At 72.1% G+C, this 23012-nt stretch carries 18 protein-coding genes, 4 pseudogenes and 4 riboswitches; of the genes and pseudogenes, 10 read left to right on the top strand and 12 right to left on the bottom strand.

The features are described from left to right. Positions 1–175: 175 nt before the first annotated feature. From cobF to FB455_RS32770, 3 genes are read right to left on the bottom strand one after another with little or no spacing between them, the layout of a single operon-like run. Positions 176–955, bottom strand: coding sequence for a precorrin-6A synthase (deacetylating) (gene cobF / locus FB455_RS32760; protein ID WP_030275065.1), 780 nt, complete (start codon positions 953–955; stop codon positions 176–178). Continuing rightward, positions 952–4551, bottom strand: coding sequence for a cobaltochelatase subunit CobN (gene cobN, locus FB455_RS32765; protein ID WP_030275067.1), 3600 nt, complete (start codon positions 4549–4551; stop codon positions 952–954). The genes cobF and cobN overlap by 4 nt, the downstream gene beginning before the upstream one ends. Further along, positions 4548–5192, bottom strand: a complete 645-nt coding sequence (locus FB455_RS32770) for a (2Fe-2S) ferredoxin domain-containing protein (protein WP_030275069.1) — start codon at positions 5190–5192, stop codon at positions 4548–4550. Before FB455_RS32770 ends, cobN begins: the two co-directional genes overlap by 4 nt. Positions 5193–5282: 90 nt before the next feature. Continuing rightward, a riboswitch (cobalamin riboswitch) is annotated at positions 5283–5463 on the bottom strand. Positions 5464–5508: 45 nt separating this feature from the next. Here FB455_RS32770 and FB455_RS32775 point away from each other — a divergent pair. Genes FB455_RS32775 through FB455_RS32785 form a run of 3 tightly spaced genes read left to right on the top strand, consistent with a single transcriptional unit; the run spans position 5509 to position 8548 of the window. Further along, positions 5509–6387 (top strand): sulfite reductase subunit beta, encoded by an 879-nt coding sequence (locus FB455_RS32775; protein ID WP_030275071.1) that lies wholly within the window; start codon positions 5509–5511, stop codon positions 6385–6387. Next, the gene (locus FB455_RS32780) at positions 6384–7049 is read left to right on the top strand and encodes a precorrin-8X methylmutase (RefSeq protein ID WP_013476141.1); all 666 of its coding nucleotides are present in this window, start codon (positions 6384–6386) and stop codon (positions 7047–7049) included. The genes FB455_RS32775 and FB455_RS32780 overlap by 4 nt, the downstream gene beginning before the upstream one ends. Further along, positions 7046–8548: a precorrin-2 C(20)-methyltransferase gene (locus FB455_RS32785; protein WP_030275073.1), complete on the top strand. Its 1503-nt coding sequence runs from the start codon at positions 7046–7048 to the stop codon at positions 8546–8548. The genes FB455_RS32780 and FB455_RS32785 overlap by 4 nt, the downstream gene beginning before the upstream one ends. Here FB455_RS32785 and FB455_RS32790 read toward each other — a convergent pair whose 3' ends face one another. Both FB455_RS32790 and FB455_RS32795 read right to left on the bottom strand, forming a co-directional pair. Next, entirely contained in the window at positions 8549–9304 is a 756-nt protein-coding gene (locus FB455_RS32790; protein ID WP_013476139.1) for a cobalt-precorrin-4/precorrin-4 C(11)-methyltransferase, read from the bottom strand. Next, on the bottom strand, positions 9301–10509 hold the full coding sequence (locus tag FB455_RS32795) for a bifunctional cobalt-precorrin-7 (C(5))-methyltransferase/cobalt-precorrin-6B (C(15))-methyltransferase (RefSeq protein WP_030275075.1): 1209 nt from the start codon (positions 10507–10509) through the stop codon (positions 9301–9303). The genes FB455_RS32790 and FB455_RS32795 overlap by 4 nt, the downstream gene beginning before the upstream one ends. A gap of 54 nt (positions 10510–10563) precedes the next feature. Beyond that, a riboswitch (cobalamin riboswitch) is annotated at positions 10564–10707 on the top strand. Positions 10708–10754: 47 nt separating this feature from the next. Between FB455_RS32795 and FB455_RS32800 the strand changes: the two genes are divergently transcribed. From FB455_RS32800 to FB455_RS32825, 6 genes are all read left to right on the top strand, one after another. After that, the gene (locus tag FB455_RS32800) at positions 10755–12737 is read left to right on the top strand and encodes a magnesium chelatase subunit D family protein (RefSeq protein ID WP_013476137.1); all 1983 of its coding nucleotides are present in this window, start codon (positions 10755–10757) and stop codon (positions 12735–12737) included. Further along, complete coding sequence (gene cobO, locus FB455_RS32805; protein WP_013476136.1) at positions 12737–13351, top strand: cob(I)yrinic acid a,c-diamide adenosyltransferase; 615 nt, start codon at positions 12737–12739, stop codon at positions 13349–13351. The genes FB455_RS32800 and cobO overlap by 1 nt, the downstream gene beginning before the upstream one ends. Next, a complete protein-coding gene (locus FB455_RS32810) occupies positions 13345–14706 on the top strand; it encodes a cobyrinic acid a,c-diamide synthase CobB (protein ID WP_013476135.1) in 1362 nt (453 codons plus the stop codon). The genes cobO and FB455_RS32810 overlap by 7 nt, the downstream gene beginning before the upstream one ends. Positions 14707–14719: 13 nt before the next feature. After that, positions 14720–15742, top strand: a complete 1023-nt coding sequence (gene cobA / locus FB455_RS32815; RefSeq protein ID WP_030275082.1) for a uroporphyrinogen-III C-methyltransferase — start codon at positions 14720–14722, stop codon at positions 15740–15742. Continuing rightward, a riboswitch (adenosylcobalamin (AdoCbl) riboswitch) is annotated at positions 15742–15882 on the top strand. (Overlaps the previous gene by 1 nt.) Then, positions 15881–16090 carry a CbtB domain-containing protein gene (locus FB455_RS32820; RefSeq protein ID WP_013476133.1) on the top strand — a complete coding sequence of 70 codons (210 nt, stop codon included), beginning with the start codon at positions 15881–15883 and terminating at the stop codon, positions 16088–16090. Its footprint overlaps the riboswitch before it by 2 nt. A gap of 111 nt (positions 16091–16201) precedes the next feature. Then, complete coding sequence (locus tag FB455_RS32825) at positions 16202–16984, top strand: CbtA family protein (RefSeq protein WP_030275084.1); 783 nt, start codon at positions 16202–16204, stop codon at positions 16982–16984. A 22-nt stretch (positions 16985–17006) separates the two neighbouring features. Here FB455_RS32825 and FB455_RS32830 read toward each other — a convergent pair whose 3' ends face one another. From FB455_RS32830 to FB455_RS32855, 6 genes and pseudogenes are all read right to left on the bottom strand, one after another. Further along, on the bottom strand, positions 17007–17735 hold the full coding sequence (locus tag FB455_RS32830; RefSeq protein WP_013476131.1) for a cobalt-precorrin-6A reductase: 729 nt from the start codon (positions 17733–17735) through the stop codon (positions 17007–17009). Between the two features lie 131 nt (positions 17736–17866). Beyond that, positions 17867–18061, bottom strand: a pseudogene (locus tag FB455_RS35020) (nucleotide-binding protein); the annotation flags it as partial. Beyond that, positions 18019–18426, bottom strand: a complete 408-nt coding sequence (locus FB455_RS35025; protein WP_232236799.1) for a hypothetical protein — start codon at positions 18424–18426, stop codon at positions 18019–18021. The gene FB455_RS35025 and the pseudogene FB455_RS35020, both read right to left, overlap by 43 nt. Before the next feature lie 484 nt (positions 18427–18910). Further along, positions 18911–19418, bottom strand: a pseudogene (locus FB455_RS32845) (ABC transporter ATP-binding protein); the annotation flags it as partial. Beyond that, positions 19418–20455, bottom strand: coding sequence for a FecCD family ABC transporter permease (locus FB455_RS32850; RefSeq protein ID WP_073827192.1), 1038 nt, complete (start codon positions 20453–20455; stop codon positions 19418–19420). The gene FB455_RS32850 and the pseudogene FB455_RS32845, both read right to left, overlap by 1 nt. Before the next feature lie 26 nt (positions 20456–20481). Continuing rightward, positions 20482–21465, bottom strand: coding sequence for an ABC transporter substrate-binding protein (locus FB455_RS32855; protein WP_013476127.1), 984 nt, complete (start codon positions 21463–21465; stop codon positions 20482–20484). Positions 21466–21507: 42 nt separating this feature from the next. Continuing rightward, positions 21508–21691: riboswitch (cobalamin riboswitch) on the bottom strand. Positions 21692–22279: 588 nt separating this feature from the next. On the opposite strand from FB455_RS32855, the pseudogene FB455_RS32865 reads away from it, so the two are divergent. Next, positions 22280–22518: pseudogene (locus FB455_RS32865) on the top strand (MFS transporter); the annotation flags it as partial. 224 nt (positions 22519–22742) lie between these two features. Here FB455_RS32865 and FB455_RS32870 read toward each other — a convergent pair. Further along, positions 22743–23012: pseudogene (locus tag FB455_RS32870) on the bottom strand (N-acetylmuramoyl-L-alanine amidase); the annotation flags it as partial.

The raw sequence follows: 23012 nt of genomic DNA on the forward strand, positions 1-23012 counted from the left end.
ATCACTACGCGATCTACTTACTCCGCGTGGAGCACGGCCGCTACAACGGCGATTGTAGTGAAGGAAGGCTCGGCGCAAGGCGTTAGAGCGGCACGCACAGTAACGGGTTGCGGCCAACGATCGCAGGAGTGCGTTCACGGCTGGGTGATCATCGGTGGGTCAAAGGATGTGATTCTCAGGATCGCCGCTCGAGGCTGCCGGCCCGGCGCAACAAATACGTGTCCATGACCCAGCCGCGGCTCTGTTTCGCCGCCGTCCGCCGGGACCAGATTCGGTCGGCGACCTCGTCAAGGTTGCCGGCCACCAGTTGCTCGTCGGACGAGCCGAGGTTCGCGCCCCACCAGATCCGCCAGGCCGACAGTTCGGGGAGCTGGCGACAGGTCAATGCCCCGTCGAGCAGGACGACGAGGTTGTCGTGTGTCGCCGCGTCGTGGAGCAGGCGGCGGCCGGTCGTGATGGTGATCGGGCCGCCGATTGTGTTGAGGACGAGCCGGTGGTGTGCCGCCAGCAGTTGGATGCTGCTGAGGCCGGGTACGACGTCCACGGTGATGTCGACCCGTGCGCGTTCGGCGATGCGGTCGGCCACACGGATCGCCGAGTCGTACAGGGCCGGATCGCCCCAGACGAGCACTGCGGCGTCTCCCGGGTTGTCCAGCAATGCCTGCTCGAACGCCTCGGCCCGTGCCTCGTGCCAGTCGCGTACCGCGCCGGTGTAGTCGGCCGGGCCGGCACGGTCGCGTTCCGGGTCGGGTACGTGCACGAGCCGCCAGGCGCCGGTGACGTGCCGGGCGCAGATCGCCTCGCGCATCGCGATGAGGTCGGCCGTGCCCGGGTGCTGTCCGGTCTTGTCGGCGACGAGGAAGTAGTCGGCCTCGTTGAGTGCCCGGACGGCCTGGGCCGTGACCAGTTCGGGGTCGCCCGGGCCGAGGCCGACCAGGGTGAGGCGCCGTGTCACGCCTGATCCTCCAGGTCTCCCTCGACCTCGAGGTACACGCGGGCCATCTCCGCCATGACCTCGGCGTCCGGTTCGGCCCACAGTCCACGGTCGGCGGCCTCGTTCAGCCGTTCCACGATGCCGCGCAGTGCCCAGGGGTTCGCGCGGCGCATGAACTGCTGGTTCGTCTCGTCGAGGACGTATTCGCGGGCCAGTGACTCGTACATCCAGTCGTGGACGACACCGGCGGTGGCGTCGAAGCCGTAGAGGTAGTCCACGGTGGCGGCGAGCTCGAACGCTCCCTTGTAGCCGTGGCGCTGCATCGCCGCGATCCAGCGCGGGTTGACCACCCGCGAGCGGAAGACGCGGTTGGTCTCTTCCTGCAGGCTGCGGGTGCGTACGGCGTCGGGCGTGGTGGAGTCACCGACGTACGCCCTGGGTTCGGCGCCGGTCAGCGCGCGGACCGTGGCGATCATGCCGCCGTGGTATTGGAAGTAGTCGTCGGAGTCGGCGATGTCGTGCTCGCGGGAGTCGATGTTCTTCGCGGCGACGGCGATGCGCCGGTAGTTGGTTCGCATGTCGTCGGTTGCCGCGATGCCGTCGAGGCCGCGGCCGTAGGCGAAGCCGCCCCAGGCGGTGTAGACGGCGGCCAGGTCGGCGTCGTCGCGCCAGGTGCCGGACTCGACGACCTGGAGGATGCCGGCGCCGTACGATCCGGGCTTCGAACCGAAGATCCGCGTGGTGGCCCGCCGCTGGTCGCCGTGCTCGGCGAGGTCGTGGCGGGTGTGTGCCCGCACGTAGTTGCGCTCATCGGGTTCGTCGAGCCCGGCGACGAGCTGCACGGCGTCGTCGAGGAGTTCGATGACGTGCGGGAAGGCGTCGCGGAAGAATCCCGAGATGCGCACGGTCACGTCGATGCGGGGCCGGCCGAGTTCGTCGAGGCCGATGACCTCCAGGCCGTTGACCCGGCGTGAGGCCGTGTCCCAGATGGGGCGTACGCCCAGCAGCGCCAGCACCTCGGCGATGTCATCGCCGGAGGTGCGCATCGCGGAGGTGCCCCACACGGAGAGGCCGACCGATCGGGGGTGCTCGCCGGTTTCGGCGAGGTGCCGGGCGACGAGGGACTCGGCCATCGCCTGTCCCGTTTCCCAGGCCAGACGGGACGGAACGGCCCGCGGGTCGACGGTGTAGAAGTTACGGCCGGTCGGCAGGACGTTGACCAGTCCGCGCAGCGGGGAGCCGGAGGGCCCGGCCGGGACGAAACCGCCGTCGAGCGCGTGCAGGACGTTGGTCAGTTCGTCGGTGGTGGCGGCCAGCCGCGGCACGACCTGCTCGGCGGCGAAGCGCAGGACGTCGCGTACCACCGGGTCGTCGTGCAGCGCGTCGATCGCGTCAGCCTGCCAGCCGGCCTTCTCCATCGCCTCGATCAGGGCACGGGCCTGCGCCTCCACGGCGTCGACGTCGGCCGCCGGGGCGTCCTCGGCAAGACCCAGCGCGGCGCGCAGGCCGGGCAGTGCCCGGTTCTGTCCGCCCCAGACCTGTGTCGCGCGGAGCACGGCGAGCACCAGGTTGACGCGTGCCTGTCCGGTCGGTGCCTGGCCGAGCACGTGCAATCCGTCGCGGATCTGTACGTCCTTGATCTCGCACAGCCAGCCGTCGACGTGCAGCAGGAAGTCGTCGAACTCCTCGTCGCCGGGCCGTTCGTCCAGGCCGAGGTCGCGATGCATCTGTGCGGACTGCATCAGCGTCCAGATCTGCTGGCGGACCGCGGGCAGCTTCGCCGGGTCCATCGCGGCGATGTTGGCGTGCTCGTCGAGCAGTTGCTCCAGCTTGGCGATGTCGCCGTAGCTTTCGGCGCGTGCCATCGGCGGCACCAGGTGGTCGACGATGGTGGCGTGCGCGCGGCGCTTGGCTTGGGCACCCTCGCCAGGATCGTTGACCAGGAACGGATAGATCAACGGCATGCTGCCGATCGCCGCGTCCGTGGCGCAGGCGGCTGAGAGCGCGGCGTTCTTCCCCGGCAGCCACTCCATCGAGCCGTGTTTGCCGAGGTGCACCACCGCGTCGGCGCCGAAGCCGTGTTCGAGCCAGCGGTACGCGGCCAGGTAGTGGTGCGACGGAGGCATGGCCGGGTCGTGGTAGATCGCGACCGGGTTCTCGCCGAAGCCACGCGGGGGCTGGATGAGGATGACGACGTTACCGGCGCGCAGTGTGGCCAGCACGATGTCGCCGTCGTCGTCGACGAAAAGCGAGCCGGGAGCCTCGCCCCAGGTCTCGGCCATGGCGTCGCGTAGCGCGGCGGGCAATCCGGCAGTCCAGCGCCGGTAGTCGTCCCGGCTGATACGCACGTGCGACTCGCTGAGCTGAGCCTGCGTGAGCCACTCCTCGTCCTGCCCACCGGCGGCGATCAAAGCGTGGATGAGCGCGTTGCCGGCCGTCGTGTCGGCATCCTCTCCCTCGACCGGGAGCAGCGGGTCGAGCCCGGGAATTGCGCCGGGTGCGCCGAGGTCGTAGCCGGCATCTCGCATCGCGCGCAGCAATCGGATCGCCGACACGGGCGTATCGAGGCCGACGGCGTTGCCGATGCGGCTGTGCTTGGTCGGGTAGGCCGACAGGACGAGGGCCACCTTGCGCTCGGCGGGCGGGACGTACCGCAGTCGGGCGTGGTTGACGGCGATGCCCGCGACGCGGGTGCATCGCTCAGGGTCGGTCACGTAGCGGGGCAGGCCGTCGGCGTCGACCTCCTTGAATGAGAACGGGACGGTGATGAGGCGACCGTCGAACTCGGGGATGGCGATCTGGGTCGCGGAGTCGAGCGGGGTGACGCCTTCGTCGGACGCCTCCCACTCGGCTCTGCCGGACGTGAGCGCCAGAGCCTGCAGCACGGGGATGTCGAGGGCGCGCAGCCGTTCGACGTCCCAGGACTCGTCGTCGCCGCCGGCGCTCGCGGCGGCGGGCCGGGCGCCGCCGGCGGCCAGGACCGTGACGACGATCGCGTCCAGGGTGGCGAGTTCGGCGTACAACTCCTCGGGCGCCGCCCGCAGTGACGAGACGTAGATCGGTACGCCGGTGGCCACGCCGGTGGTGTCGATGGCATCGGCGAGTTCGTGGGCGAACGCGTTGTTGCCGCTCACCTCGTGGGCCCGGTAGTACAGGACTCCGACGCGGGGCCGGGCGTCCGGGGCCGGCTGCCGGCTGACTCCCCACTCGGGCAGCACCGCCGGCGGTTCGAAGCCTTCGCCGGTCAGCAGCACGGTGTCGGACAGGAAGGCGTGCAGTTGGCGCAGGTTCTCCGCGCCGCCCTCGGCGAGGTAGCGGTGCGCCTCGGCGCAGACACCGATCGGGACGGTCGACAGCCCCATCAACGCGGCGTTCGGCGTCCGTTCCCCACCGAGCACGACCAGGGGACGGCCGGTGCCGCGGATCAGCGCGGCGAGGTCGCGTACGTCCTCGGGCGAGCCGAGCACCCGCAGAACGACCAGGTCGGCCTCGCTGGTCAGGGTGTCGCGGCGCTCGCCGGTGAGCCGGGCAGGGTTGGCCCAGGACCAGTCCGCGTTGCTGGCCCGCGCCGAGAGCAGGTCGGTGTCCGAGGTGGACAGCAGGGCGATGCGTGTCATGTTTCTCCTTCGGTGACACGGGAGCCGAGGCGCAGGTCGCCGACCGGACGGCCGGCGCGTAGGTGCTCGCCGACGAGGCGTGCCGCGTCGCCGGGTCGCACCGGCCCGTACCAGGTGCCGTCGGGGTGCACGACGGCGACTGGTCCGTGGTTGCACGGGAACAGGCAGCCGGTCTGGGCCATGAGGACGTCGGCGTCGGTGAGCTGCTGCTCGACGAGCGCGCCCACGATCGCGCGATAGGTCTCGTCCGCGCCGCGGGCACTGCAGCGCGGGCCGCGGCACAGCAGTAGATGATGGCGGTACGGCGGCGTGGTCTCCCAGGCCGGTGAGGTGAGTGGCGCCTCGTGCCCGGTGATCGCGCGCTCGCCGAACCGGATGACCGGCGGGTCGATCTGCTGACGGTGCCAGTGGCCGGCCACGCGTCCCACCCACGAACGGGCGAAAGTCAGGTCGTCGGTGCTCACCGGTTCCAGGCGAACCTCCCGAACGCCCTCGGCGTGCAGCAGGTCGAGCACATGGGTCAGCGTGGGCTCGCCGGCTTGCAGGAAGGCCAGTCGGGCGCCGGCTGCCTCGGCCTGCCCGCGTAGCACCGGCGACGCGGCGTCCGTCAGTGCGGTCGCGACGTGAACGAGGACGCTCACGGGGTCAGGAGCCGGTGATCCGGTGCGATCGGGACACGGGGTCTTCTTTCGTCCGGGGCCTGTGCGCGAGGCCTGGATGGGCACGTGTCGCAGACGGATCTGCGGCCAGCAGGTCTTCGGACTCGGGATCAACCGGACGGGGCGCCTTCCCAGACCGTGGGTCCAGTGGCGTCGTGCCCCGCCCGTCACCCTCACCGCTGCGCGTCAGTCCCGGATTCGCACCGGGTTCCCTGGCTCATGGCTGAGTTTGACTGGCATCACGACGGTAGCACCGACAGCCGGTGTCGCCGGGGACGGGCTCTGGCACCATGTCGCCGTGACCGAGAGGACCCGCCGCGACCTGTGTCCCGGCCTGCTGCGCCCATGGATCGCCGACGACGGCGCGCTCGTGCGGGTGCGCGTCCCCGGCGGGATCGTGCCGACTGCGGCGCTGTGCGCACTCGTGGAGGTGGCCCGTGCGCACGGCGACGGCGCGGTCCACCTGACCAGCCGCGCCAACCTGCAGGTGCGCGGTCTCGAGCACGACGGTGGGCGGCTGCCCGAGACCGTCGTCGCCGACGTCATCGCGACCGGGCTCGTACCGTCCACGTCGCACGAGCTGGTCCGCAACATCCTCGCCTCACCGCTGACCGGACGCAGTGGCGGCCGGGCCGATCTACACCCGGTCGTCGCCGGACTCGACGCACGGCTGCGCGCCGAGCCCCGGCTCACCGCGCTGACCGGACGGTTCCTGTTCGTGCTTGACGACGGCCGCGGTGATCTGGTCAGCCGTGACTTGGACCTGGGGTTGGTGGCGCTCGACTCGGACACCGCGCAGCTACGCGCCGGAACCTCGGCGTGGGGGCCAGTCATCCGGCTGGACGAGGCCGCCGCGGCGCTGACCGGGCTCGCCGTACGCTTCGCCGGGCTCGCGGGTGACCGGCCGGACTCACCCTGGCACGTCGACGAGCTGCCCGGCGCCGGCGCCGCGCTGCTGGGCACCGTACTCGACCGTGCCGAGCGGACCCGGGTGAGCACACCTCCACCCGCGCTGGGCAGGATCGTTCAGGATGACGGCCGCGTCACCGCGCACCTCGCGGCTTCCGGCGGCCGAGTGGACGCTCCCCTGCTGGAGGAGATCCGCGCGCTCGGCGCCGGCGAGATCGTCGTCACCCCGTACCGCACCCTGCTCGTCCCCGATCTGGAGAACGCATGAGTCTCACCACACCGGCACGCCGCTACGACTACGTCACCGACGGCGCGGCGATCTACGACGCCTCGTTCGCCACCATCCGTGCCGAGGCCGATCTTTCGGGTGTGCCGGCCGACGCCGAGAAGGTCGCGGTGCGGATGATCCACGCATGCGGCCAGACCGACCTCACCCGCAACCTGGTGATCCACCCCGGCCTGGTGGCCGCCGCCCGCGGGGCGCTGGAGGCGGGGGCGCCGATCCTGACCGACGCGCACATGGTCGCCGCCGGCGTTACCCGCGCCCGCCTGCCCCGTGACAACGAGGTCCGCTGCTTTCTGCACGAACCCGAGGTCCCGGCGCTTGCCCACCGGTGGGCAACGACCCGGTCGGCGGCGGCGGTGTCGCTGTGGACCGACCACCTCGCCGGCGCGGTCGTCGCCTTCGGCAACGCCCCCACGGCCCTGTTCCACCTGCTGGAGATGCTGCGCGACGGCGCGCCACGACCAGCTGCGATCATCGGTACGCCGGTGGGATTCATCGGCGCCGCCGAGTCCAAGCAGGCGCTCATCGACCTCGCCACCGACGCCCCCGGCCTCGACGTGCCCTATCTCGTGGTGACCGGGCGCCGGGGCGGCTCGGCGATGGCCGCCTCCGCGCTCAACGCCCTCGCCCGGGAGGCGGAGTGACCGGGCGGCTGTCCGGCGTCGGGGTCGGCCCGGGTGATCCCGAACTGATCACGCTCAAAGCCGCCCGGCTGATCGGCGCGGCCCAGGTCATCGCCTACCACCAGGGTGTCGGCAAACAGTCCAACGCGCGCCGCATCGCTGCCGGCCTGTTCCCGGACGACGTGATCGAGGAGGCGCTGGTCTATCCGGTGACGACCCAGAGCACCGAGCACCCGGGCGGGTACGCCGGGGCGATGGCCGACTTCTACGCCGAAGCCGCCGAGCGGCTGCGGGCCCACCTTCGTGCGGGCCGCGACGTGGTCGTGCTGGCCGAGGGCGACCCGATGCTCTACGGCTCGTTCATGTACCTGCACGACCGGCTCGCCGGCGAGTTCGACACGCAGGTCGTCGCCGGTGTGCCCGCCTTCGCCGCCGCCACCGCCACCACCGCCCTGCCGCTGGTCCGGCAGACCGACGTGCTGACCGTGCTGCCGGGAACGTTGCCCGAGCCCGAGCTGGCCCGGCGTCTCGCCGACACCGACGGGGCGGTGATCATGAAGCTGGGCCGGACGTTCACCAAGGTCCGCTCGGCGCTCGAGCAGGCCGGGCGCGTCGAGGGCTCCTGGTACGTCGAACGGGCGTCGATGACCGCCGAGCGGGTACTGCCTGTCGCCGACGTGGACCCCGCCACGGTGCCGTACTTCTCGATCGTGCTGGTCCCCGGCGACACCCGGCCCGGAGTGGCCCGTTACGACCTCCCGGCCACCAGGGTCACCGAACCTTATCCCGGCGCCGAGGTCGTCGTCGTGGGCCTCGGCCCCGGTCCCGATCGGTGGCTCTCCCCCGAGGCGTCGCAGGTGCTCGCCGAGGTCGGCCACGTCGTCGGCTACGGCCCGTACGTCCAGCGCGTCGCGCAGCGCCCCGGACTCGTCCGCCACGCCTCCGGCAACACGGTCGAGCTCGAGCGGGCCCGGCAGGCGCTCGAACTGGCGCTCGCCGGTGAGCGCGTCGCGGTCGTCTCCGGCGGTGACGCGGGCGTCTTCGGCATGGCGTCGGCGGTGTTCGAGGCCGCGGAGGACCCCCGCTACGCCGGCGTCGCCATCCGTGTCGTACCCGGGATCTCCGCCGTCCAGGCGGTCGCGGCGCGCGCGGGCGCGCCGATCGGGGCCGATTTCGCGGTGATGAGCCTGTCGGACCGGCTCAAGCCGTGGGAGGTCGTGGTCAAGCGGCTGCGCGCTGTCGCCGAGGCGGATTTGGTGCTGGCCCTCTACAACCCGCGCTCACGCTCACGCACCGAACAGGTCGCGCAGGCCCGGGCCGTGCTGCTGGAGCACAAGTCCCCCCGGACGGTCGTGGTCGTGGGCCGCGACATCGGCCGGGCCGGGGAGAGCCTCACCGTCACCTCGCTCGGCGAACTGGACCCTGGCAGCATCGACATGAAATGCCTGTTGATCATCGGCGCCTCGGCGACGCGAGTCACCGCGGCCGGACGTGTCTGGAGCCCGCGCTTCGTGCCCTGATCAGCCGCGCACGCGGCGCTCGCGACCGGCCGAGTAGAGGAACGACTCGCCGCCACGGACGTCCCCGGCCAGCGCCGGGCCGACCAGGATGACCGCTGCCTGTCGCAGACCGGCCTGCTCGACCCGGCCGCCGATGTCGGCCAGCGTGCCGCGCAGGATGAGCTCCTGCGGCTGCGACACCCGGTGCACCACGACTATGGGGCAGTCGTGGCCGTAGTAGCCAGCCAGTTCGGCGGCCAGCTCGCGGGTACGCGTGACCGCCAGGTGCAGGGCGAGCGTCGCGCCGGTCGCGGCGAACGCGGCGAGCTTCTCTCCCGACGGCATGACCGTGGACCGGGCCTGCGCGCGGGTGAGCACGACCGACTGGGCCAGCTCCGGGACGGTCAGCTCGGCGCCGACGGCGGCGGCAGCAGCCGCATAGGCCGGCACGCCGGGCGTGACGTCCCACGGGACCCGGGCGGCGTCGAGCCGGCGTGCCTGCTCGTGCACCGCCGAGTACAGCGACGGGTCACCGGAGCACAGCCGTACGACCTCGGACCCGTCGGCGTGTGCCTGGACCAGGTGCGTGGTGATCTGGTCCAGGTCGAGGTGCTGGGTGTCGATCAGCCGGGCGTCGTCACGGCAGTGCTCCAGCACCTCGGCGTCGAGGTACGTGCCCGGGTACAGGCACACGTCGGCGGACTCGAGCAGGCGTACCGCGCGGAGGGTGAGCAGGTCGGCGGCGCCGGGCCCGGCCCCGACGAAATGGACGGTCATGAATCTCCCTTGACGATGGACCACTGGCTGACTGCCCGTGCGGGCGTCCAGCCGGTGAAGCCGCCGAGCGGTTCGGCGCGTTCGACGTGCAGGCGGACGAGTTCACCGCCGCGCCGGCTGTGCTGCTCCAGCAGCACCGCCTCGGTCTCGGCGGTGACACCGTGCACGACGAGCCGTCCACCGGCGCCGAGCGCATCCCAGCAGGTGTCCAGCACGCCGGGGACGGTGGCCCCGCCGCCGACGAACACCGCGTCGGGACGGTCCAGGCCGGACAGGGCCCCGGGCGCCGAACCCTCGACCAGACACAGACCCGGCACGCCGAGGGCAGCGGCGTTGCGGTGCACCAGCGCGGCCCGGTCGGAGCGGGGCTCCACCGCGATCGTCCGTGCCGTCGGCCAGGCCCGCATCCACTCCACACCGATCGAGCCGCTGCCGGCGCCGACGTCCCACAGCAGCTGACCGGGCGCGGGCGCGAGCCGGGCCAGGGCACTGGCCCGCAGGTCACGTTTGGTGATCTGCCCGCCGTGCTCGAACGCGTCGTCGGGCAACACGCCGCCCGAGGCCCAGCCCGGACCGGCACCGCGAGCTTCGACAGCGAGAACGTTCAACCGCGGCACGTCGTTCAGGTCCCACCCGGCCGCGGTGGTCGCGGTACACGACTCACCGGCGGCACCGAGGTCACCGAGCACGACCAGCCTGGACTGCCCCCAACCGAGCCCGGTCAGCACCGCGGCCACGGCCGCGGGTGTCGTCTCGTCGCTGGACAGCACGAGCAGCCGGCGCCCGGCCGAGAGCGCAGGCACGATCAGCCGTAGGTCCCGGCCGACCAGGCTGACCGTGGTGACGGACTCGGCCGGCCATCCGAGACGTGCTCGGGCGAGGGCTACCGAGGAGACCCCGGGCACGATCGTCACGCGCTCCGGGCCCAGGACGTCCAGCAGCGTCGTGCCGATACCCGACACGAGCGGGTCGCCGGAGGCCAGCACGACAACCGGCCCTCGCGCGGAGGCGAGCACACCTGGCAGATTGTCCCGCAGCGGCGACGGCCACGCCACGCGCTGCTGGCCGTCGACGGGCGGCACCGCCTCGAGGTGCCGCCGCCCGCCGAGCAGCGTCGCGGCCGCCCGCACCAGCGCCCGGGACGGCTCCGGCAGACCCACCCACCCGTCAGCCCCGATCCCCACCACGGTCACCCGCTCCTCCATGGAGATGCACCCTAGCCGCCCACCGGCCCTTGCCCCGGCCACCGGGGCGTCTATGGTGATGCACAGGTTCGAGGTGCCCCACGACCGTGGTCGCGGGGAGAATCTGGGAAGCCGGTGAGAATCCGGCACAGGGCCCGCTGCGGTGATCCAGGCATTGACCTGGGAAGTCCGAAGACCGGCCTCGATCCGATCCACGGCGCATGCCGCGTCGTGGACCGCCATGGCAGATCGAGCGGGAGCCCTACATGCCAGCGCAGTACCCCTTTTGTGCCGTCGTCGGCGCCGACGACATGACTCTCGCCCTCACCCTGGTCGCGATCGATCCGCTCATCGGCGGTGTCCTGATCCGCGGGGAGAAGGGCACTGCCAAGACCACTACCGTGCGCGGCCTCGCCGAGGTGCTCCCGGCGGTACGGGTCTATGCGGGCGACCGGTTCTCCATCGACCCGGACGATCCCTCGGCGGTCTGCCCCGACGGGCCGTTCGACGTGCCCACGCCCGTCGTCGAACGGCCGGTACGCCTCGTCGAACTACCCGTCGGAGCCGGCGACGACCGGGTGACCGGATCGCTGAAGCTCGATGCCGCGCTGCGAGACGGCGTCGTCGCGTTCGAGCCTGGCCTGCTGGCCCGGGCCCATCGTGGCCTGCTGTACGTCGACGAGGTCAACCTGCTGCCGGACCACCTGGTCGACCTGCTGCTCGACGCCGCGGCGACCGGCCGGGTCAGCGTCGAACGCGACGGTGTCTCGGTCGAGCATGCCTCCCGGTTCGTGTTGATCGGCACGATGAACCCGGAGGAGGGCGAACTGCGCCCGCAGCTGCTCGACCGGTTCGGCCTGACGGTCGAGGTCGCCGCCCCGCGTGACCCCGTCCTGCGGGTGCAGGCGGTCCGCCGCCGGCTCGCATTCGACGCCGACCCGGAGGGCTTCGCCACACGCTGGGCCGGCGAGCAGGAAGCCCTGCGCACCCGGCTGGCCGCCGCCCGGCGCTCGCTGGCCGGTGTCGTGCTCGACGACGAGACGCTGACCAGGATCGCCGAGCTGTGCGCCGCGTTCGACGTGGACGGCCTGCGTGCGGACCTCGTCACCGCTCGCGCCGCCGCGGCGCACGCGGCCTGGCGGGGACGTACGCGAGTGACACTCGAGGACATCCGCATCGCCGCCCGTCTCGCGCTGCCGCACCGCCGCCGCCGCAACCCCTTCGACGAGCCCGGCCTGGACCAGGACCGCCTGGACGACCTACTCGGCCACAACGACCCCGACCCCGGACCCGACGGTCCCGGCGGCGGTCTGCCCGACGACACCGGGCACGACGGATCGGCCGGGGACGTGCCCGGCTCTCCCGGCGAGAGCCCGCCCGTACCGGAGCCCGAACGGCAGGCCGCCACATCGATGGCATCCGCGGGCGAGCCCGCACGTGCCCGCTTGCTGGTCGTGAAAGGAACCGGCGACGGTCAGGCCGGCCGGCGGTCCCGGGCACGAACACCGCAGGGCCGTGTCGCCGGGCAGCGGCGGCGCACGTCCGGCGACGGCCGGCTGCACCTGCCGGGCACCATCACCGCGGCGGCGCCGCATCAGCATTCCCGGGGTGGCTTGACCGGCGGTCGCGGCCTCGCGCTCGTGCCCGGCGACCTGCGCCGGGCCGAGACCGTCGGGCGCGAGTCGAACCTCGTGCTGCTGTGCGTGGACGCGTCCGGTTCGATGGCGGCCCGCCGCCGCATGGAGCAGGTCAAGACCGCTGTGCTGTCGCTGCTGCTGGACGCCTACCGCCGCCGGGACAAGGTCGCACTGGTGACGTTCCGCCGGCACACCGCCGAGGTCGTCCTGCCACCGACCGGCTCGGTCGACGTCGCCTCCCGCCGCCTGGCCGACCTACCGGCCGGTGGCCGGACCCCGCTCGCGGAGGGCCTGGAACGCAGTGGGGAGGTGCTGCGCCGGGAGGCGCTGCGCGACCCGTCCCGCCGGCCCCTGCTCGTCGTGGTGACCGACGGCCGCGCCACCTCCGGCCCGGACCCGCTGGGTCGTGCCCACCGCGCCGCCGCCGCGCTCGCCACCAGCGGTGTCCAGGTCGTCGTCGTGGACTGCGAGACCGGACGATTCCGGCTCGGCCTCGCCGCCCGGCTTGCCACTCATCTGAGGGCCGAGCACGTGCCGCTCGGTGAAGTGACCGCCGACGGGCTCACCGGGGTCGTTCGCACGGCGACCGCTCCGCGGGCGGGGGTGGCCTGATGCCGCAGGGTAAGCCGCTCACCGTCCCGGACGACGGCAGCACCACCCGCCAGCGGCGCAACCGGCCGCTGCTGATGGTCCACACCGGAAACGGCAAGGGCAAGTCGACCGCCGCCTTCGGTATGGCGATGCGCGCTTGGAACCAGGGCTGGGACATCGGGGTGTTCCAGTTCGTGAAGTCGGCCAAGTGGCGCATCGGGGAGCAGACCGTCCTGGAGAGGCTCGGGCTGCTGCACGAGCAGACCGGCGAAGGCGGGCCAGTCGAGTGGCACAAAATGGGCTCCGGATGGTCCTGGAGCCGTAAGAGCGGCACCGAGGCGGACCACGCCGCGGACGCCGCCGAGGGCTGGGCGGAGGTGAAGCGCCGTATCCAGGCGGAACGGCACCAGCTCTACATCCTGGACGAGTTCACCTATCCGATGCAGTGGGGCTGGGTCGACGTCGGCGACGTCGTGGAGACACTGGTCCACCGTCCCGGCCGTCAGCACGTGATCGTCACCGGGCGCCGGGCCGACCACCGGCTGATCGAGGCAGCCGATCTGGTGACCGAGATGCAGCACGTCAAGCACCCGATGGACGTCGGCCAGAAGGGCCAACGAGGCATCGAATGGTGAGCCTTCCGCGGCTGATCGTCGCGGCGCCGGCCTCCGGCCACGGCAAGACCACGGTCGCGACCGGGCTCATGGCCGCGCTGGCCGCGCGCGGGCACACCGTGTCGGGGCACAAGGTGGGGCCCGACTACATCGACCCCGGCTACCACGCGCTGGCCACCGGACGCCCCGGCCGCAACCTCGACCCGCACCTGACCGACCCCTCACTCGTGATCCCGCTGCTGCTGCACGGCGCACGCGACGCGGACATCGCCATCGTCGAAGGGGTCATGGGCCTGTTCGACGGCCGCATCGGCGGCGACGGTTTCGCCTCCACCGCGCACCTCGCGGCCCTGACCGCCACCCCGATCCTGCTGGTCGTGGACGTCTCGCACACCTCGCGCAGCGTAGGGGCCGTCGTGCACGGAATGGGCACGTTCGAGGCCGGCGTCACCGTCGCGGGTGTCGTGCTCAACAAAGCCGGGTCCGCCCGCCACGCCGCCGAGGCGGCCCGGGCGGTGGAATCCACCGGCGTACCGGTGCTCGGGATCCTGCACCGCGACCAGGGTGTCAGCGCCCCGTCGCGCCACCTCGGGCTCGTGCCGGCAGCCGAACGTGAGGAGGCCGCCGCCGCCCTGGACGTGCTGGCCGAGCAGATCGCCCGCCACGTGGACCTCGATGCGGTGCTGCAGGTGGCACGCACCGCACCCGATCTGGACGCCCAGCCATGGGATCCCGCCGCGCACGTCCGGCGGCTGGGCGCCGGATCACCGGTGGTTGCGGTCGCGGCCGGGCGTGCCTTCACCTTCCGGTACGCCGAGACGACCGAGCTGCTGCAGGCGGCGGGCTGCACCGTCGTTCCGTTCGACCCGGCCCGCGACCAGCGGCTTCCCGCCGGGACACGCGGGTTGTACCTCGGTGGGGGGTTCCCCGAGGTACACGCGTCCACGCTGAGCGCCAACACGACGCTGCGCCACGAACTGCGCCAGGCCGTCCTCGACGGCGTCCCCACCGTCGCCGAGTGCGCCGGCCTGCTGTATCTGTGCCGCTCCGTCGACGGCCATCCCATGGTCGGGGCGCTCGACGCCGAAGCAGTCATGACGCCGCGCCTCACCCTCGCGTACCACCGTGCCGGACTCGGCTCGGACCAGCTGCTCGGCGAGCGGGGAACCGCTGCCACCGGCCACGAATTCCACCGCACCACCGTCACACCCGGTCACGGCGAGCACCCCGCCTGGCGCATCGAGGGCCGCAATGCCGGATTCGCCTCCCCCAGCCTCAGCGCGTCCTATCTGCACGTGCATTGGGCTGGGCACCCGCATCTGGCCCAGTCGTTCACCGAGGCCGTACACCGGACGGCTGTCTCCTCAGCACGTTAGGAATCACCGTCACATGCAGCTGAACCTTACCGGCCGTAGCGTGCTCGTCCTCGACGGGAGCGCACCCGCCGCCGTCACGGTCAGTGCGCTGCTGCACAGGCGCGCCCTGGTCACCGTCGCCGCGCCGGCCGTGTGCGCCGCGCTGGAGGACCTCGCCCTCCGCGGGCGCCTGACCTGGGTCACCACCCCGGTCGACGAGAGCCGGTTCGACGTCGTGCTGCGTACCGTCGCCCCCTCGGAGGCCGGGGCACCGGCAGCGGTCCGAACGGCCGGACACGTCACGCTGGTCGGCGCCGGCCCGGGCGATCCAGGGCTGGTCACCGTCGCCGGACGCGCGGCCGTCAAGCAGGCCGACGTGATCCTCACCGACCGGCTCGCCCCGTGGGAGGCCCTGAAGTGGGCGCGCCCGGACGCCGAGATCATCGACGTCACCAAGGTCCCGTACGGGCGGAGCACGAGCCAGGAACAGATCAACGCGCTGCTCGTCGAGCACGCCCGCGCCGGACGGCACGTTGTGCGGTTCAAGGGCGGCGACTCGTACGTCTTCGGCCGCGGCTTCGAGGAAGTCACCGCGTGCGCCGAAGCCGGCGTCCCCACCACCGTGATACCCGGCGTGACCTCCAGCATCGCGGCCCCGGAGCTGGCCGGCATCCCGGTCACCCACCGCGGACTCGTGCAAGGCTTCACCGTCATCTCCGGCCACGTACCGCCCGGCCATCCCGACTCGTCGATCGACTACGCCGCCCTCGCCCGCACCGGCACCACCCTCGTGGTGCTGATGGGCATGCGCAACCTCGCGGCCATCGCCGACGCGCTCGTCGCCGCCGGTCTCGACCGGAACACACCATGCGCCGTCGTCGCGGACGCCGCCTCGGCCGGCCAGCGGGTGCTGCGCAGTACCCTCGCCGACGTCGTCGCCGACACCGCCGAGGCCGGCATCGGCGCGCCCGCCGTAACGGTGATCGGCCACGTCGTCGCCCTCGGACCGGCCGCCGTGCAGGCAGTCGCGACAGCGTCGCGTTGCTCCGATACCTGATATGGTCGTGCCACCCTGCTGAAGGAAGCCGGTGTGAATCCGGCGCAGTCGCGCTACTGTGACGCCGCTCGCGGCGAAGCCAGACCCTCCAGCCAGGTCGACCACCCATCGACGGGACGCAGCATCCCAAGGAGTGTCATGCCTCAGGCGACCACGGCCATTCCGGCCGTTCTTCCCACCATCCCCGTTCGCGCGCTCGCCCCCTGGGCGCTGTTCTTCGCGCTGGTCACCGCCGTCGTCCTGTATTTCGTGGGCGCCGAGCAGGGAGCTTTCTCCGTCTTCGAGGGCACCTTCATCCACGAGCTGACGCACGACGCACGGCACGTGCTGGGCTTCCCCTGCCACTGACACCACGCCACGCGGCAGTTCGCCCGGCCCGGCCGGAGTTTTCGTCTTTCCTCGTCACCGGCGCTGCGGGCGTTTCGTGCTGCCCGCGGCCGGCTCTCGAACGGACCCTTGATGACCCCTCGCACTTTTCTCGTTCACGGGCTGCTGGCCGGGCTCATCGCCGGTTTCGCGGCCTTCCTCGTCTCCTACGTCGTCGCCGAACCCCAGGTCGATGCAGCCATCGCCCTGGAGGAAGCCGGTGCCGCCGAGCACCCGCACGACAATGCCACCGCCGAGCAGTCTCACAGCCACGATGAGGAGGAGGCCGAAGTCTCGCGTGGCACCCAGTCCACCGGGGGCCTGGCACTGGGCACCATCCTGGTGGGCATCGTCCTCGGTGGAGCGACCGCGCTCGCTGCCGCCTTCGCCGCCGGGCGTCTGGGCTCCCTGTCCGCACGGGCCAGCACCGCGGTGGTCGCCGCCGTCGGTTTCGTCGCCACCGCCCTCGTGCCGTTCCTCAAGTACCCCGCCACACCACCGGCGGTCGGCTCCGGTGACACGATCAACGAGCGGACCGCGCTGTACTTCGGGTTCTGGGCACTGAGCCTGGCCGCCGCGATCGGCGCCGTGGTCCTGGCCCGGCGTCTGCTGCCCCAGCTGGGCGCATACTCGGCGGTGCTGGCCGGTGCCGGCGCCTATCTCGTGGTCGTCGTGGTCGCCGGGGCTCTGCTGCCGACGGTCAACGAGGTCGGCGGCTTCCCGGCCGACACACTCTGGTACTTCCGCATCTCGTCGATCACGACCCTGGCCGCGACTTGGGCGGTCCTGGGTGCAGTGCTGACCGGTCTGGTCGGACGCGACGCGGACCGTGCCGCCGAGCGGCTGCGCCGCCAGGAGCTGGCGGCCACGCTCTGAACCTTCCCGGCTGAACCTCGCGTCAGGGTGCGGGCAACGCCCGCACCCACGCCAGGGCGGCGTCCACGTCACGGACCAGCGGCACTCCGGCCGGCGGCCCGGCGCGGCGCACGATCACGACCGGCATCGCCCGCTCGGCGGCGACCTCCAGCTTCGCGACCGTGTGGTCACCGCCGGAGTCCTTGGTAACTAGAACGTCCGTGCCCGCCATCACCTCCCGCTCGTGCGCGAGGGTGTAGGGACCGCGGCTGCGCAGCAGCTTCCACGACACCGGCAGGACGATGTCGGGCTCGTCCACCACGCGAACCAGGCACGCGTGCCGGCGCAACGGTTCGACGAAGTGCGCCAGCGACTGCCGTCCGACGGTGAGGAACGGCCGGTCGCCCAGACCGGCCGCCACCCGGGCAGCTTCACTGTGGTCACCGGCCCAGTACCAGGCCGACGCCTCGGGGCGAGCGGCCCAGCCGGGCCGTTCCAAACGGAGCAGGGGAACCCCGGCGGCCGGGCACGCCGCCGCCGCGTTGGCGCTGATCTTCTCCGCGAACGGGTGCGTCGCGTCGACCACGGCACGCACCCGGGTCTCCGCCAGGTACGCGGCCAGTCCTGCGATCCCGCCGAAGCCACCGACGCGGACCTGCCCCACCGGCAGCCGGGGACGCGCGACCCGCCCCGCCAGTGAGGTCACGACCACGGCACCGTCGTCGACGAGCGAGGCCGCCAGCGCGCGGGCCTCGCCCGTCCCACCGAGCACGAGAATCCTCACGCGTAGGGTCCGATCACCGGCGCCGCGGGAGCGCCCCGCTCGGCTAGGTTCAGCAGCGCGTCGACCTCCAGGTGTTTCTCCGCCAGGTCGGCGAGCAGATCCAGCCGGGCCTGCCGGGCCGGCTCTGCGCCCGCCGCCAGCGCCTGCACCCACTGAGCATGGCCGATCTCCGCCCCACCCGCACACGCCATCGAATTGTTCGCCATGTTCCGTGCCTTGAACGGAGCGACCCGAACACCGCGCCGTGCGAACGCCCGGCACAACGCGGTCGTCACCCGGCTCTTGCCCGCGTCCGACGTCGTGCCCGCCACCATGAGCCGCCCGGTTCGGCGAGCCTGTCCTTCCACCGCCCCAGTATCGCCTGCTGTCCATCCGCCGGACCGCCGGGCTCGGCGTGGGCGAGGTCCAGCCCGGGCTGGTGTCCGACGCTGCCCATCACTTCGGCCATCAGCAACGTGACCTCATGGACGAGTTCGTCCATGCTCTGCCCTGTCTGTGACTGGACCAGGGCCAAGGGCGAGTTCGGCGAGCAGCATGAAACCCGGGTGCGCACGGTCTCGTCGCCGATGGCGCCCAGCAGTTCCTCGGCGCCGGCGAAGTCACCGCGGTGTCTGGCCGCAATGACTCCCGCCGCCTGCTGCGCCGCGAGGAACGCCGGCCCAGCGCCGGCCTCGGTCATCGTGCCAGGATGATCGGGTTGCCGGCGCGGGGCGCGTCGAACCGCCGGGTCACGTCCGACCAGTGAACCGGTGGCCGCGTCGAGCGCCGCGTGCAGCAAACGGTTTCGCGCCGTCGAGGAAACACCTGTGCACGAATACGCCCAGACGCGCGGCCATCTGCTCGGCGAGCTGGTGGATCGTGTCGTGGCCAGCGTGGTGGGTGACCGACCGGGCACCGGCAGCACGTGCCGGGTCATGACGGCGGCCGGAACTCAATGACGGTCCGCCCGTCGTGAACCCGCACGTCTGCGTCGACGCCGTACACGTCGGCGAGCAGCGCCGGGGTGAGCACCCGTGCGGGTGGTCCCGCGGCGACGACCCGGCCGTGGTGCAGCACGACGACGGTGTCGCAGAACATGACGGCCAGGTTGAGGTCGTGCAGCGCGGCGAGGGCGGTGACCTGCGATCGGCGGACCAGGTGCAGCAGCTGAAGCTGGTGGCCGATGTCGAGGTGGTTGGTGGGTTCGTCGAGCAGCAGCAGTTCCGGCTCCTGGGCCAGCGCGCGGGCGAGCTGGACGCGCTGGCGTTCCCCACCGGACAGGGTCTGCCACTTACGGTCGGCGAACCCGGCCAGGTCGACCCGGCCCAGTGCCTCGACCGCGGCGGCATGGTCGCTGCCGGTGTCGGACCAGCGGGTCCGGCGGTGCGGGATGCGGCCGAGCAGGACCACGTCGCGGACGGTCAGGTCGAGGTCGGTCTCGGCGTGCTGGGCCAGCAACGCGATGCGCCGGGCCAGGGCAAGGCGCCGCAGCCGAGTCACGTCGTCGCCTGCGAGTGTGATGTTGCCGGTATCCGGGCGCACCAGGGCGGCGACGGCCCGCAGCAGGGTGGTCTTGCCGGAGCCGTTCGGGCCGAGCAGCCCGACCAGGCTGCCCGCCGGGACGGTGCCGGTGACGTGGTCGAGGATGCGGGCGGCGGGCACCGCCCACGAGACGTCGGAGATCTGAAGCATCAGCCGCGTACCTCCCGGCGGCGCAGGATCAGGAAGAACGCCGGCACCCCGACCAGTGCCGTCAGCACCCCGACCGGCAGCTCACGCGGTTCGAAGACGGTGCGGGCGGCGGTGTCGACCCAGGTCAGGAAGATGGCGCCGGCGAGCACGGCGACCGGTAGCAGCCGCCGGTGGTCCGGTCCGGTGATCAGGCGGGCGGCGTGCGGGAGGATCAGCCCGGCGAACCCGATCGCGCCGCTGACCGCGACCAGCACGGCGGTCAGCAGGGCGGTGCCGACCAGCAGCAGCCACCGCAGCCGGTTCACCTCGACGCCGAGGCTCGCGGCGGCCTCCTCACCGAAGGCGAAGGCGTTGAGGGTACGGGCGTGCCAGCCGACCACCGCCAGCACCACGACCAGCACCGGTACCGCCCAGCCCAGGGCCGTCCAGTCGGCGCGGGCCATTGACCCGGACAGCCAGAACGTGATGCTCTGCGTGGCGTGCGGGTCGGCCACCCAGATGATCACGAAAGAGGTCAGTGCCGCGCACAGTTGTCCCACCGCGACCCCGGTCAGCACCACGCGCGTCGGCGACAATGCCCCGAACCTCCCGGCCAGGCCCACGACCAGCAGGAACGCGACAAGGGCGCCGAGGAAGGCGCCGCCGGTCAGCGCGGCTACGCCACTACCGATGCCGGCCACGACCACCAGGACCGCGCCCAGCGACGCCCCTGAGGAGACCCCGAGCAGGTACGGGTCCGCCAGGGGATTGCGGGTGACGGTCTGCATGACCGCACCGGCCGCGGCCAGGCCCGCCCCCACCGTGGCGGCGCCGAGAACCCGGGGCAAACGTAGGTCCCAGACGATGTGGTCGCGCAGCAGCGGCACGTCCGAGTTCGCGAGTCCCAGGTGGCCGGCGACGACCGTCCACACCGTCCCGACAGTCAGGTCGGCCGGGCCGATGGTGACCGCGACGGCCACCGACAGCACCAGACCGGCGACCAGAGCCAGCACGAGCGCGGCCAGGCCGACCGCCCGCACCGGGCGGTGGGTGCGCACCGGGGCGGGCCGGGTGGTGACGGCGGTCAGCTCGGGGCCCCGGACGGCAGCGCGGCGATGCCCTGGGCGAGGGCTTCGACGCCGAGGACGTTGCGGACACCGGCCGTGGTTGACGAGAACGGGATCACCACGTACCACTGCTGTTTGACCGCGGGCAGGTCCTTGAGGGTGCGGTGCCCGGCGAGGAAGGTCTTCTTCTGCGCGGCGGGATCCCAGCTCGCGTCGACGAGCACGATGACCTCGGGGTTGCGGTCGGTGACGGTCTCCCAGCTTGTGTCGCCCCAGCTGCCGGTGAGGTCGGCGAAGGCGTTGGTGACCCCGGCCGCCGACATGATCATGTTGGGGGCGCCGCAGCAGGCGCCGACGCTCGGGGCGTCGCTGCCGCCGTCCCACCACATGACCTTCACGTTGCGGGCGGTGCCTGCGGCCGTGGCGATGCGGCCCTCGTGGTCGGCGATCAGCTTCTCGCCGCGGTCGCTCACCCCGAAGATCGCCGCGAGCTCACGGATCTCGGTGAACACGTCGCCGATGGCGAGCTTCGCCTGCCGGGTCTGCGCCGGGCACCCGGCAGGGGAGATGTAGGTGCCGACGCCGAGTTTCTGCCAGTCGGCGCGGTCACCGACCCCCTCGTCACCGAACGCGCTGTTGTACGACGCGTACACGAAATCGGGTTCAGCCTCGAGCAGCTTCTCCTTGGTCGGGTACTCCTTGGCCAGCACCGGGATCTTCGCGTAGGCGTCCGCGTAGGCGGGCAGGATCGCGTCGTCGAGGTAGGCCGTGCCGATCATCCGATCTTGCAGGCCCAGGGCCAGCATGATCTCCGTGGCGGCCTGGTTCATGGTGACGACCCGCATCGGTGGCGCCGCGATGGTCACCGGGGTGCCGCAGTTGGTCACCGCGACCGGTCCAGCGGACACCGCCGGTGGTGCGGCAGCAGGCTTGGCATCGGCGCCGCAGCCGGTGAGCAGCACAGTGGACAGCAACAACGGCGCGGCAACGCGCCAGGGCATGGGGAACCGCACAGCGGGACCGCCTTCCAACACCTCGTGGACGGGGACGAACGTGCCGTGGCCGGTCTCCTGGCTGACGGGACAAGCAACCGCCGGCCGGCCTTCCCAGGCATCTCTGCCCAGTGACCTCGCGAAACGACGAGGGCCGACGGTCTCCCGATCACAGTGGCGAGGGCCGCGCCGGCATCACACCGGCTTCCCGAACACCACGGCGTCCCCACCATAACGGCCCGCGTTCGCCGCGGATCCGGTCCGGGCACCCGCTGTGGGAAATCCGACGCGCCGGACCGGCCTCGGCGTGGCTGTCGGCCCGCAACCCATCCGGCTCCTTTCTCGTGCGCGGTGGCTGGGCGAGGGCACGTGATCGACAGTGAGCGCCGTGGCTGAGGCTGAGCAGCAATACGTGAGCGCAGGTGCGAGGCCACGTCCGCCGGCGACCGGCTCCTCGGTCGTGGGCATGAGGCCGGCGATGCAGACGTCGAAGAGCTCGACGAGCGAGCACGGTACTTCGCGATCTGGATCGCCATCCGACCTGCGTTGCCGACGGCGCCGAGGACAAGGACGCGCTGGCCCGCGGTGAAGTTGATGCGGCGCGTCAGCGCGATCCAGGATGACATCGCCCGGGTTCATGGCGGTGGCGATCCGCACCGGGTCCACGCCGTCGGGTAGAACCACGCTGCGCGAGGGTCGATCAGGGTGCGTTCGGCGAAGGTTCCAAGGGGCGTATCGTGCAGGACCACGCAGCGGACGTTGCCCTTCTCGTCGCGTACCACGCCGTCCACGCCGGGGACGAGCGGGAAGATGTTGTTGCTGGTCCCCGGCGATCGGCATCTGGGCGGCGACCAGTGCGCTGGGCTTCGCCGCCGGGCCGCCGATCGGCGGACTCGTCCTGGCTCACCTGCCCTGGGGTGCGATCTTCCTGGTGAACGTCCCGATCGTGGTGATCTGCCTGCTCGCCGGCCGGATACTGGTCCCGGAATCGCGGGACCCGGCCGGTGGACGCTCGACCTGGGCGGGGCGACGCTGTCCACCGCCGGCCTGACCGCGATCGTCTCCCCGGGTTCCGCCCACGTCCCCGCCGGTCAGGTGGCCAGGCGCAGGTGACGCCGCTGCCGCAGCCGCACCGCGACAGCCCGCCACGACCAGCAACGTGAGCGCGGCAGCGAAGGCCAGCCCGTCGGTCAGGCCTGCCTCCAGCTCGCGCAACGTGGTGGAGCGGTAGGTGGACGGCGAGCGACGCCGGTCCCGATCCGGGCCGGCGTCGCTCGCCGTCGGGCTCAGAGTGTGGTTTCGCTGGTGAGGCCGAAGTAGTCGTGCCATTTGGTGCTGGGGGCGAATGTGGTGCCGGTGGAGAGTGCGACGTAGATGTCGTTGGTGGTGTTTTTGGTGAAGACGATGAGGTCGTCTTTGCCGTCGCCGTTGGCGTCGGCGAGGTAGGGGAACTCGCCGGTTAGGCAGAAGAAGTCGTGCCATTTGATGGTGGTGCCGGTGAAGGTGGTGCCGGTGGAGGTGGCGGCGTAGACGTCGGCGTCGGTGTTGCAGGTGAA

The sequence above is a fragment of the Micromonospora sp. CNZ296 genome (genome assembly GCF_007827635.1).